The sequence below is a fragment of the Burkholderia sp. Leaf177 genome, assembly GCF_001424345.1.
In the GTDB taxonomy this organism is placed as follows: domain Bacteria; phylum Pseudomonadota; class Gammaproteobacteria; order Burkholderiales; family Burkholderiaceae; genus Caballeronia.
This window is the reverse complement of the sequence record NZ_LMPF01000012.1, coordinates 439,317-451,517: the sequence shown is the minus strand read 5'-3', so window position 1 is coordinate 451,517 and position 12,201 is coordinate 439,317. Positions and strand designations below refer to the sequence as shown.

At 60.6% G+C, this 12,201-nt stretch carries 11 protein-coding genes; 2 read left to right on the top strand and 9 right to left on the bottom strand.

The window, feature by feature from the left end; translation table 11 throughout:
* Nucleotides 1-107: 107 nt before the first annotated feature.
* Complete coding sequence (locus ASG35_RS12905; protein ID WP_235527528.1) at nucleotides 108-875, bottom strand: helix-turn-helix transcriptional regulator; 768 nt, start codon at nucleotides 873-875, stop codon at nucleotides 108-110.
* 122 nt (nucleotides 876-997) lie between these two features.
* Between ASG35_RS12905 and ASG35_RS12900 the strand changes: the two genes are divergently transcribed.
* Complete coding sequence (locus ASG35_RS12900) at nucleotides 998-2,077, top strand: MDR/zinc-dependent alcohol dehydrogenase-like family protein (RefSeq protein WP_056357287.1); 1,080 nt, start codon at nucleotides 998-1,000, stop codon at nucleotides 2,075-2,077.
* Between the two features lie 163 nt (nucleotides 2,078-2,240).
* On the opposite strand, the gene ASG35_RS12895 is transcribed toward ASG35_RS12900, so the two are convergent.
* From ASG35_RS12895 to ASG35_RS12880, 4 genes are all read right to left on the bottom strand, one after another.
* Nucleotides 2,241-3,530 (bottom strand): MFS transporter, encoded by a 1,290-nt coding sequence (locus ASG35_RS12895; protein WP_056357284.1) that lies wholly within the window; start codon nucleotides 3,528-3,530, stop codon nucleotides 2,241-2,243.
* Between the two features lie 44 nt (nucleotides 3,531-3,574).
* The gene (locus tag ASG35_RS12890) at nucleotides 3,575-4,504 is read right to left on the bottom strand and encodes an amidohydrolase family protein (protein ID WP_056357281.1); all 930 of its coding nucleotides are present in this window, start codon (nucleotides 4,502-4,504) and stop codon (nucleotides 3,575-3,577) included.
* Nucleotides 4,505-4,605: 101 nt separating this feature from the next.
* On the bottom strand, nucleotides 4,606-5,973 hold the full coding sequence (locus tag ASG35_RS12885) for an NAD(P)H-dependent oxidoreductase (RefSeq protein ID WP_056357277.1): 1,368 nt from the start codon (nucleotides 5,971-5,973) through the stop codon (nucleotides 4,606-4,608).
* Between the two features lie 49 nt (nucleotides 5,974-6,022).
* A complete protein-coding gene (locus ASG35_RS12880; protein ID WP_235527527.1) occupies nucleotides 6,023-7,372 on the bottom strand; it encodes a GntT/GntP/DsdX family permease in 1,350 nt (449 codons plus the stop codon).
* Between the two features lie 400 nt (nucleotides 7,373-7,772).
* Between ASG35_RS12880 and ASG35_RS12875 the strand changes: the two genes are divergently transcribed.
* The gene (locus ASG35_RS12875; RefSeq protein WP_056357272.1) at nucleotides 7,773-8,498 is read left to right on the top strand and encodes a GntR family transcriptional regulator; all 726 of its coding nucleotides are present in this window, start codon (nucleotides 7,773-7,775) and stop codon (nucleotides 8,496-8,498) included.
* Nucleotides 8,499-8,604: 106 nt separating this feature from the next.
* Here the strand turns inward: ASG35_RS12875 and ASG35_RS12870 are convergent, their stop codons facing one another.
* Genes ASG35_RS12870 through ASG35_RS12855 form a run of 4 tightly spaced genes read right to left on the bottom strand, consistent with a single transcriptional unit; the run spans nucleotide 8,605 to nucleotide 12,199 of the window.
* Nucleotides 8,605-8,934: a DUF4387 domain-containing protein gene (locus ASG35_RS12870; protein WP_056357269.1), complete on the bottom strand. Its 330-nt coding sequence runs from the start codon at nucleotides 8,932-8,934 to the stop codon at nucleotides 8,605-8,607.
* Nucleotides 8,934-10,286: an acyclic terpene utilization AtuA family protein gene (locus ASG35_RS12865; protein ID WP_056357265.1), complete on the bottom strand. Its 1,353-nt coding sequence runs from the start codon at nucleotides 10,284-10,286 to the stop codon at nucleotides 8,934-8,936. Before ASG35_RS12865 ends, ASG35_RS12870 begins: the two co-directional genes overlap by 1 nt.
* 48 nt (nucleotides 10,287-10,334) lie before the next feature.
* Complete coding sequence (locus tag ASG35_RS12860) at nucleotides 10,335-11,612, bottom strand: alpha-hydroxy acid oxidase (RefSeq protein ID WP_235527526.1); 1,278 nt, start codon at nucleotides 11,610-11,612, stop codon at nucleotides 10,335-10,337.
* On the bottom strand, nucleotides 11,531-12,199 hold the full coding sequence (locus tag ASG35_RS12855) for an RraA family protein (protein ID WP_056357258.1): 669 nt from the start codon (nucleotides 12,197-12,199) through the stop codon (nucleotides 11,531-11,533). The genes ASG35_RS12860 and ASG35_RS12855 overlap by 82 nt, the downstream gene beginning before the upstream one ends.
* Between the last annotated feature and the right edge of the window lie 2 nt (nucleotides 12,200-12,201).

The following is a 12,201-nucleotide window of genomic DNA, read 5'->3' as shown; positions in this document are numbered from 1 at the left end:
ACCTCTTCCCGTAGCGCAGACTTTCTGGTTATCGGCACTTGCAGGAAAATATTAAGCAGACGTTGTGAACGGACCCGACCCGATTCACTTTTACTGCCCCGCTTCGTTCAGACAGGCGTGTAGATAGAAAGCTTGAGCGCCGGATCGTCGTTCGCCTGGAATGTCGCGTATTCATAGCGTTGCGCGCCCCGCTCGAGATGCATGAGGACCTTCTGCCCGGAATTCCCGCCGCGGACGTCATGTGCCGCCCACCACTTCTTGAATTCCGGGCTGTGACTGCGCACGCGCTCAACCAGTTCGATAAACGCGGGATCGCTGGCATGTAGATCATGAGTCACGCGAAAAAGCGCAACCATGCGACGTGCCTCGTCAGTCCAGGCTCGTCCGAACAGCCGCCGGGAATCCGCTTCAATGAACATGAATGCAAGGATGTTGCGATTCGACGCGTCAAGCTTTTCAAAGCCAAGGACATCCGCGGCAGCCGCGTTCCAGGCCAGGATGTCCCAGCGCCGGCCGGTGACGTAGGCAGGCAAATTCAGGTTCATGACCAGATGCTCGATGACCGGCGGCACGATCTCGGGCGCAAAGTCCCGGCGCTCGCCATTACGCGCCAGAGCACGCAAGTGCGCCGCTTCAGCGCTTCCAAGACGCAGGGCGCTGGCGAGCGCATCGAGCGTGGCATCGGACGGATTCACCGTTCGTCCCTGTTCCAGCCGAACATACCAGTCGACGCCAATGCCCGCCAACTCGGCTACTTCCTCCCGCCGCAAGCCCGGCGTCCGGCGGCGCCGGACGTTCTTCAACCCGAGTTCGGCAGGGCTGAGTTTCTCCCGTCGTGAGCGCAGAAAATCGCCGAATTCATTTCGACTCGACATTGCCATGGTTTGTTTTCCTCTTTGATGGAGGGTCGCGCCAGTCCTAGGATAGTACTAGGCCTTGTTGCCCATTTTAAGCCTGCCAGAATGGGCTCGTCCAAACCACCTAACGAGTTATCGCCATGAAAGCTGCAATCCTCGAGACACTTGGTCAGCCTCTTCGTATCGCAGAAATGTCGGCGCCGGAAATCGGCACGGGCGAAGTCGTCGTCGACGTCGTCGCTGCGCCGGTGCTGTCCTACGCGAACGAAGTATTCAGCGGCAAACGACGCTACATGATCGATTTACCGATGGTGCCGGGGTGCGGCGCGATCGGTCGTGTGCGCACAACCGGCCCGGACGCGACCCACCTGAAGCCGGGAGACTGGGTGTTTTGCGACCCAACCGTGCGCTCACGCGATGACGCCCTGATGCCCGATATCACCCTGCAAGGCTGGAGCGCACGGGGTGAAGGCGGCATGCGGCTGCAACGACATTTTCACGACGGCACCTTCGCCGAACAGGTGCGCGTGCCGACTGAAAACGCGATTCGCATCGGCGAGATCGATCCCGGCGACGCGGCGCGCTGGTGTGCGCTCAACACCATGCTCGTGCCTTACGGCGGGTTGCTCGCCGCCCATTTCCAAGCCGGTGAAACACTGCTCGTAAGCGGCGCGACCGGAAATTTTGGCAGTGCTTGCGTTGCAACAGCGCTCGCGATGGGAGCGGCCTGCGTCGTCGCGCCTGGGCGCAACGAGTCCGTGCTCGCGGATCTCAAACGCCGCTTCGGTGATCGCGTGCGGACCGTGAAACTATCGGGCAACGAAGACGATGACCGCGAGCACATGCGCGCGTCCGCTCCCGGCCCTGTTGATTGCGTAATCGATCTGTTGCCGCCCTCGGCCACGACCACGACGGTGCGCGCGGCAGTGATGACTGTGCGTCCTTATGGTCGCGTCGTATTGATGGGAGGCGTAGGCATGCTCGGCGGCGACGGCCTCGACCTGCCTTACCCGTGGATCATGCGTAACGACATCACGGTGCGCGGCAAATGGATGTATTCGCCCGAAGCAGTGACGCGCATGACCGGCCTGATCCGCGCGGGCCTGCTCGATCTTGGGCACTTCGACGTCAGCGCGTTTTCGTTAGCCGATGCGAACGAAGCCGTAGCCCATGCAGCCGCTCACGGCGGACCGTTCAGAATGACCGTGGTCCGGCCATAGAGCCGCGGACGCGGACGCGGCGATGCCTTACGAGCTATTGGGTGCGCGGTTCACCGACTTCGTCAGCCAGCTGAAGACGGTAGCAATGACGGCGACCTGTCATACATCGATGAAGCAAGCCGAGGTCGCCGATTAACGGTGCAGGTCCTTGTCGATAGCAGGATCAGGTCGCTGCCCTCACTTGCTGCTTGCGTCCGCGCAGCACCACCGCCACGAGCAAAGCGCCGAGCACGAGGCCGCTTGCAACTACAAGCAATGCAATATCGGTTCGGCCCGTCAGGTCTTTGAGATATCCGATCATGTAAGGCGATGCGAACCCGGCAAGATTGCCGATCGCATTGATCATCGCAATGCCGGCAGCCGCCGTGACGCCGGCAAGAAACGCGGTCGGCACGCTCCAGAACAGCGCGGGGATCGACAGGATGCCCATATTTGCGAGGCAAAGCGCGATCACGCCGAGCACCGGTTCGTTCTGCCATGCAATGCAAAGCACGAAGCCGGTTGCTGCCATGATGAACGCCGCGATTAGATGCCATTTGCGTTCATTGTGGCGATCCGCGCTGTAGCCGAACGCAAGCATGCACACGATTGCACACACGCCGGGTATCGCGGTAAGAATGCCGATGGTCAACGCATCGGTCGTACCCATCTTCTGAATCAGCGTAGGCATCCAGAAACTGATTGCATAGAGTCCCATGTTGTACACGAAGTAGATGGCAACGAGCGCCCACACACGCGCATTCGTGAGCAGCGCCGCGAATCCGTGCGCGAGCTTGTTGCTGTCTTCTCTCGCCATCACCGCGCTCAGATAGTCCTTCTCATCGTCGCGAAGCCAGCTAACGCGGCGAATGTCCTCGCTCATTCGAAAGTAGATGTAAATGCCAAGCAAAATGGTTGGGACACCTTCGCACAGGATCAGCCATTGCCAGCCGCGCATGCCGCCAACACCCGACATGAACTTCAGGATGGACCCCGACAACAATCCGCCGATGACCCCGGACGACGCAAGCGCAATGTAGAACGTGCCCCACGCGCGGCCTCGTCGTGCAGACGGATACCATTGCGCCATCGTGTAGATTGCGCCAGGAATGAATCCCGCTTCGGCCAGCCCCAGAAGAAAACGCATCACGTAAAATTGCGTCGGGGTGCGAATGAATATCGTGGCGCACGAGAGCAGACCCCATGAAATCATGATGCGCGAGATCCATCGACGGGCGCCTACCTTGTGCAGGATTACATTGCTTGGCACTTCGAGCAGGAAGTAGCCGAGAAAAAAGATCCCGGCGCCGAAACCATAGACGGCGTCGCTGAATTGCAGATCGCTCGCCATCTGGAGCTTCGCGAAACCTACGTTGACGCGGTTGAGGTAAGAAAAGAAAAAGCCGAGCATCAGCACCGGCAAGATGTGCAGCGAAACTTTCTTGAAGAGCTGGTTTTCATCGACTAGGGGCACGGCGGTCTCCTTGTATGGTTGTCTGCTTCAGTTCGTGCCCGGCATCAGGTCACACGATAAAACCACTGCGCCGTGCCCGCGAACAATTGCCTCAACTCGGTTTCGGTTGCCTGCGGCAGCGCGCCGATGACATCGGCCACGATTTCCGTGAACGTGGCGGACAGATTGCCGACCGGCAGGTTGCTGGCGAACATGCATCGCCCGAAGCCGAACATATCGACGGCTTCACGAATCACGCGGCGATTGCTGGCGCTATCCCATGTGCCGTTGGGCAAACCGAGTTCCGACACTTTCAGGAAGACGTTCGGGCAGGCGGCCAGCGCCTGCATGCCGCCGCGCCAGATTGCGAGACCTTCTTCAGAACGATCCAGCGGCAAGCCGAGATGGTTGGTCACGATCGGCGTGCCGGGAAAAGCACGGGCCACTTCGGCGGCCTCTTCCAGGTGCCAGTACGGAACCCGCAGGTCCCATGAGAAGCCAAATTTCTCTAGCAGCGCGAGACCCCGCAACCACGCGTCGTCCTGCATCGTGCCCGGCTGGCCGCGCACCGATTGTCCCGGCCCCGCCGAAATCTCCGGCTTCGATCGGACTCCGCGTGCGAGCGGGCTTCTCGCATGCCCTTCAAGCACCGCTTCACAGTCGGGCTGAACAAAAAACACGTGGCCGACAATCGCGCTCGGCAAGCCGGTTGCCGCATTAAGCCGGGTGAGGAATTCCGTCTCGATCACCTGTTCACGGCGCGAGCGCTCCGCCTCGACGTGAACGGTGCCGATGACGTTGAAACCCGCGGTCGCGGCACGGTATTCAGGCGGCAGGAAGTTCTTGCACATCCGCCGGTAATCGCCGAGGAAAAACGATTCGTCGTAGTCGTCGGTCAACCATGGAAAGGTTCCGTCGGACAGGTCCCAGAAATGATGATGGGCATCGAAAATAGGAAGATCGAAGCCCAGTTCGTTGTTTGGCTGCGAAGTCATGAAGCGTTCCTTATGTGCGGTTGCACCAGGCTGGCGGGACGGTACGCACGCTCGGCGGTATCGTCGATAAAAGCGCCTGGTTCGGGTTCATGGCACGTGACTTACAGCGACGGGTTCTGTTGCCACGCGTCGTGCAACGTCGAGCCCTGCAGGTCGAGTGCATCGAGCGGCACGAGGCTGCCCTTCGCAATATCCGCCGTCAGCCGCTTGTTCGCTGCCAGATAGAACGGTGCGGCATTGCCCGCTTTTACCTGATCGATCAGCAACGCGTCGGCGCCGTCGATCGTGTGATGATGGCCGCCCATGCTGAGCGTTTCGCCCGCCTTGAAATCGCGACTTGCACGCGCGACCATGCGCGCGTGCGGCAATTGCTTGCTGCTGCCGGTGGGCCGGCCCGTCAACACGGCGGAAAACAGGCTGGCAGGCGTTTCAAGTCCCATCAGGTGATACGGCAAATAAATACACGCATACCCGCCGTTCTTGTTGACCAGATGTCCCTTCTGGCGCAGCAGTTCCCAGGTTTCGTCGTCCTTGCACCGGACGATGACAAACACGCCGCCGCCAAAGCTCACGTCGTCGGGGCGGCGCAGGCAGTTGAAGACATCGACCACGCCCGTGCGCTCCAGAATGCCGCCGTGTTCCTTCGGCACGAAGATGTCCGCCAGTTCGCTCAAACGCGCGAGCGGATAGTTGAGCGCATCGGCGGCGGGAAGAAGGCCCGTGGAATTGGCGACCACGTTGAGCTCGCAGTAATCCGGCGTCGCGCTTTGGGGCAACATGGCGAGCGCCTTGCTGCGTGCCGCGAGCGTTGCGGGAATGTCGTCGCCCAATGTCCAGCACGAAGCAAGCGATGCCGCGTGACGCTGATCCAGATAACCGATGCTATGTTCATCAGGATCGTAAATAAAATCGTATTCGCTCGATTTCCCCGCTGCCACGACCTCGAAGCCCAGCACGCGCGCCCAGGTGACGAGGCCGATCAGGTTGCTCGGCTGGTCGCCGTCAGGCGTCGTGTAGACCACGTTGTTTTCGAGCGCGAGCTGGTTCAGATACGGTCCTGCAACCGAATCCGTTTCTTTGGTCGCCATTGCGACATGCACACCTCGTCTAAGCGCCGCCTGCGCAATCTTGACGCTGACTTCCGGCTGGCCGGTTGCTTCGACTACGATATCGAGCGCAATGTCATCGAGCAAACCATAGTCGGCCACCAGCGCAATGCGGCCGGCTTCGCGAGCAGCCCGGACATCGGCTGAGTTGTTGCAGACCTTCGCGGCGTCTGCGCCGAAGCCGAGCGATGCCAGCGTCGCGAGCGTGCCATCGATGTCGAGGTCGCAGAGCGCTGCAATTTCCAGTGCAGGCAACGCGCGGCATTGCACGAGTAGCGAACGGCCGAAACCGCCCTTCGGGCCGACCAGCGCCATGCGGATGGTCTTCGTGGCGAGATCGGCGAAGAGATGTTCGTAGTTCATTGCGGAGCCTTGTAAGGTGTTGAAGATAGTGGAATCAGGTACTGCGCTGTCAGCCGACCACGGCGTTGAGCAGCATGATCATGGCGAGAGCAAGCAGTGACTGGAACGAGACCAGCAGCGTCCAGGTCTTGAGCGTGTCGCCGACGCTCAGCCGGAAATATTCTTTGAAGAGCCAGAAGCCCGAGTCGTTGAGATGCGACAACATCAGCCCGCCCGAGCTGACTGCAAGCACCAGCAGTTCGAGATTGACGCCGGGTGTCGCAGCCGCGATCGGCGCGACAATGCCGGCCGCTGTTGCAGTCGCGACCGTCGCGGAACCTATCGCTATGCGAATCAGCGCGGCCACGCCCCAGCCAAGCAGCAGCGGAGAAACGGACCACTGCGCGGCGCCGTGCGCGATGGCATCGCCCACGTGGGTTGCGAGCAGCATTTCCTTGAGGCCGCCGCCTGCACCGAGGATCAGGATCACGACTGCGCCGGGCGCAACGCTCTTGCCGAGCAACTTCTGAATCTGTGCGAGCGACAGTTCGCTTCGGATCCCTAATGACCAGATTGCGAACAGTACTGCTATCAGCAACGAGACGATGGGGTCGCCGACGGTTTCCAGCATTTCGCGCGCGAACGTGCCGCTGGGCGCGAAGCCTCGGCCGAAGGTCCGGATCATCATCAGCACGGGCGGCAACAGAATGGTTGCCAGCACGAGGCCGAACGGCGGGACCGGACGCACTTCCTTGCTGGTGTCCGACGCGGCGGCACCGGGATTGAACATTCCTTCGCCGGGCACGACGGGTAGAAAGCGCATGACAAAAGCGGTGAACACGGGTCCGGAGAGAATTGCCATTGGCACTGCAATCACCAGCCCGTAGAAAATCGTGCGGCCCGCATCGGCGTGAAGCGCGGCCAATGCCAGCGTGGGCGACGGATGCGGCGGCAAGAGCCCGTGCGATACATACAGGCCGGCCGCCATGGGAATGCCGATCGCGAGGAGCGGACTTTTGGTGCGATTCGCTATTGCGTAGACGAGCGGCACGAGCATCACGAAGCTGACATCGAAGAGATGAGGCAGTCCGATCAACAGCGAGGCCGCACAGATCGCGGCCGGAATCCAGCGTTTCGACCCAAGCCCGATGAACGTATTCGCTATGCGATCCGCGCCGCCCGACTCGAGCAGCAGGCCACCAAGCATGGTTCCGAGTCCCACCACGAGTCCCACCGAACTCAAGATGGAGCCGAAGCCCTTCTCGAAACTCTTGATGACCGCCGTGGGCGCCAGTCCGGCCGACACCCCCAGAAACGCCGACGCAAGGATCAGCGCGAGGAACGGATGCAACTTGACGCGCGTGATGAGCAGGATCAGCAGGACGAGCGTAATGACGGGTGCGATCAGAGGGTGAAACATCGACTGCATTGAAGGTCCCGAGTCAGGCGAAGCGCCGGTATTTGAGATAACAGGTGCAGGGTAACGAAGTTTTGGTATACCAAATAAGATGGTATTTACCCTAATCGGATCGATCTGCCTCACGCTTTGTGATAATAATTTCGTAACGTCTATTGGATCTTAAGCACAGTAAATTGCTATTTAATCGTATATTGCACAACAGAATTTGAATTTACTGATTTTCTAGAATATTTTAAACTTTGAGTGTACGTCTATCCGTTAACCAATTTGTCGGTTTGGTATACCACTCGATCCACTGAAACCCTCTCTTTTCCTCCCTGTTCCTGCCGCTTTAAATTGCCCCACTGCTAAGATGGCGGCTGGTCGCTCGCGTGAGCGGCGCCATGAATCCAGGTACGCCATGACACCGGAACAGGAAGACGAAAACGACATCCCCGCAGGTATCGACCCGGTGGACGAATTGCTATCCCAACAGATCGCACAGCGCCTGCGTACGCTCATCGCAACGGACGAACTCAAGCCGGGCGAGCGCTTGCGGGAACGCACGCTCGCGGAACGACTCGAGGTGTCGCGCACACCGTTGCGAGAAGCGCTAAAGGAACTTGCGGGAGATGGACTCGTTGTGGTCCTGGCAAAACGCGGCGCGGTTGTGGCCGATCTCGGCGCACAACAGATCAGCGAGAAACTCGATGTGCTCGGCATCATCGAAGCGTTTGGTGGCGAGCAGGCCTGCAGTCTTGCCACGGAGAAAGAACTCGCGGAAATTCGAGCGCTCCACTATGAGATGCATGCTGCCTACGAGCGGCGCGACCGGCTCACTTACTTCAACTTGAACCAGGCGATCCACAAGAGCATCATCGCGGCAGCCAAAAACGAGACGCTGCATCAGATGCATGAGCGGCTGAACAGGCAGTTGTATCGTTACCGGTTCCAAGGGAGTGTCACTTCGGACACTTGGCATACCGCCATCGATGAACACGAGGTCATCATCAAGCTGCTTTCCGCGCGACGCGGCAAGGAGCTGGGCGAGTTCTTGCAGCGCCATGTTCACAGCACGTGGGAACAGTTGACGCCTGTGGAAAATGTCGAGGCCCCGGCTGCAGCAGGGAAGATGTCCCTGGCTTGAATCGATGCCGCGATAAAGCCGGAGCGATTGCGTAATCTCGCTGGCCCACTCCCTCCGTTTGCCCAGCTTTCATCATCATCGAGCATCGATGAATGACGCGACTTCATCACGATTCAAAACCTGAGATCGGCAGATCGAGAAGGGGCACATGCTGCTGACAGCCGTACATATCGGATTCCCCAATCCGGCCCTGCGGCAATTGCCGGCGCATTGTCACCTTGATCGCCTGGCCGCGCGGCACGGCGAATATCGACGTGATCGCGCTCGCATCTACGCGGAACAGTTGCGCCATCGCCGCCTTCGTAAAGCATCCCGATTTCCATACGGTTTCATAGTTCGACGCATCCTCGAACATGATGTCGAACGTGAGCAGAAACGGACCGGCATTCTTGCTGCGAATGACTGTTGCAAGCGACGAAAGCGGGACGATCTTCATCAGACGAACTCCTCGTAGTGGATGGGGAAAAGCGCGGTAGGCGACATGGTTTTCAAAAGGTGATACGCAGAAAACTCATACACCGGCCCAGTGTCGACCTCCGAAGGCGAGTAGGGAAACGCCAGATTGCCCGCGGTGTTGTACTGCCCGGGATAGCTCACATGCAACAGGGTCCCGCTGATGAAATGCGCCGCCGCGTGCGCAAGCGACTGCTCATGCGCGACGGCTTCTATCACCAGTCCGAGTTCATGACTTCCTGACTGGCGCACAGGTTCCAGACCGCGCATCACGCCGTCGCGTCCATAGACATGAAACTGGACATCGAGATCCGGCGCATCGAAGTACGCAAGCGCGGCGGCTTTTGCATCGGCGAGCAAGGTGTCGATGCAAGCGATCATGGTCGGACAGCGCACCCCTGCCACCGTGATCGTGCGATAACCTCGCCGCCTTGCGCCTTCGAGCTTCACCCAATAATCAGCCGATGCCATAAACCGCGAACCGGTCACACGAACCTCGCGCTCGCTGATCTGCACAAATTCGCACGCCGACAGGTCGAGTTCATGCCCTGGCCCGGCCTGAAGAAATGGATTTTCGCGCTCGTAGAGCGTATGGGCGGCAACAGATGTGAGCGACGCCCGGCGCGTGAGGCTTCCAGGTTCGAGCGTGAAACCGTGTTCGTCGATCGTTCCCATCATCACGTCGGTGCCATGCGGTTCGGCGGAAAACGCGCCGCACTCGAGAATCTTTCCCATGTGGATGGCCAGGCCCGGATCAGCACCCTTCCAGATCGGAAACGCAGCGATCACGGAATCGTCGCAGGCACGCCCGGCGATGATCACGTCCGCGCCGTCCTCCAGCGCGGCGACGATTGGCTCGTGTCCCATTTGCGCGACGATTGCCTGGCTGGCACGGGCTTCGTCCGCGCTGAGTTCCCAGCCGGCTTCGAAGTCGCGCACCTCGCCGCGACCGACCCCGTCGGCCACGACGTTCGCCGGGATGTCCGAATAAATCCACGCAAGCCTCAAGCTCAACCGGTGTGCGGCGACGATCTCACGCACGATCTTCACCACCTCGTCGACATGCGTACCCGTCCCCGCTCCGCCTGCACTGCCAACGATTACCGGGATTTGTGCCGTGCGCGCAGCGAGGATCATGCTGGTCAGTTCACGGCGAATGCTGATCTCGGACACCAGTGCCTCACCGGAGCCGAGATAGTACGGCCCGGGATCTGTCGAGCCGGCATCCACGGCGATGACATCGGGGTGCATCGACATTGCGCGTTCGAAGCCATCGACAGAAAATCCGTAGCCCAGCGTGCACGTCGGCGTCACGACTCGTATTGGCTTTTCCATTGGGATTCCTAAAAGTAATTGAGACGAGTGATTAGTTCATCCTGTGCATCAAGACAATGCGTTGCAGTGCAATTCAAGGCCGGCGATCTCGTCAATTCGGTTGACGCCGAGCAGCCCCATCGTGGTGCTGACTTCGCGCTTCAGCAAGTCCAGCGCGTGCGCAATGCCCGCGGCGTCGGCCGCGGCCGCGGCCATCAATAGCGGTCGCCCGACGAACACGAACCGGGCCCCGCATCGGATCGCCTTCAGCACATCAGAGCCGCGTCTCACGCCGCCGTCGTACATGACCACGAGCGTGCTCACGCGCGCCGCGATGGCCTCGAGCGCGTCGAGCGAACTGATGGCGCAATCCACCTGCCGCCCGCCATGATTGGACACGATGATGCCGTCAATACCCAGGCGCTCGGCGCTCAGCGCATCAGCGGCGGACATGACGCCTTTCAGCACGATGCGCCCTGCCCATCGCTGCCTGATGCGCTCGACATGCGTCCAGTTCAAAGCACCGCGCCGCCCGATATCGCGAACCAGCGTACGCGAGAAAACTGGCGGCCCTGCGCTCGCGTCCATGTTCTCGAAGCGCAATGGCCGGCCTGCAAGCGCGCTCGCGCACACGATGCGCCAGCACCACGAGGGGCGGCACAGCGCCTGCCATGCGAGTTGCATGCCGGGCTTGACGGGCGAACGGAAACCGCGCTTTTCGGCAAATTCATGTTGGCCGTGCACGGCGGTATCCACGTTGATCACGAGCGTCTCGAAGCCTGCTGCAGCGATCCGCTCGAGCATCGGGTCAATGCGTTTCGTATCGCCGGGAATGTAAGCCTGAAACCAGCTCGTCGATCCCACCGCCCGCACGGTTTCCAGCGGCGTCAGCGACGCACCGCTCAGGATGAACGGCACGCCGGCACGAGCCGCTTCGCGCGCGAGGAGTTCGTCGGCGTGGGGCGCCGCCATGCGGCTGAATCCCATTGGCGCAATCCCGAAGGGGCTTGCATACTCCACGCCAAACAACGTGGTGCTCGCGTCGCGCTGTTCAATATCGACCAGCACACGTGGCACGAATGCACGTGCTCCCAAAGCCGCCAGATTACGACGATGCGCGGCGCCGTCTTCCGCCCAGCCCTGAACATAGGCAAACATAGCGGCCGGCAGACGACGCTTCGCGACGCTTGCGAAGTCGTTCAGGCAGAGCACGTTGCGCAGTCGTGCGGGGAGGACCGGCGCCTGCGCGAGGCGGGCGTGCATGGTCACGACGGGTCGATCGTCTGCGCCTGCGGCAGCGAGAACATCTCGCTGATCGACACGCCGCCGCGAATGTCCTCGATCCATTTCGCCTCCTTCAGCAAATGCGCCTGCGCAGCCTTGAGGATGTCGTCGGCACTGGCGAGCGGCACGATCACCACGCCGTCGTCGTCGCCGAGCACGATATCGCCCGGACTCACCGGCGCGCCCGCTACCGCAATGGTCGCGTCGACGGTTCCGCCAAAACCGTGATGCGGACCGCGCGGCACGACCGAGCGGCAGAACATCGGAAAATTGAGGCGTCGCATGTCTGCTACGTCGCGGATCGCGCCGTCGATCACCGCTCCGCCAATTCCGCGTTGTACCGCTTCTTCGGCCATGACGCCGCCCCATACGGCGATGTCTTCCGCTCCGCCTGCATCGACCACGATGATCTCGCCAAGGCGCGCGCTGCCGATCAGATTGCAGATCGGCCCGCAGTCGCCGACCATGGTTGCAACCGTGCGCGCCTGTCCGCACAGCCGCGCGCCGGAAAAGATCGGCTTGATCTTCGAGGTCATGACCTGCGTCCGGTTCATGCAATCGGACGCCACGGCAGCGGGAATCTGCCGCCATTGATCGAGCACGGAGGCGTCGAGCCGGGGAAAGTCGATATCGATCTGGTGATAGGCCATGT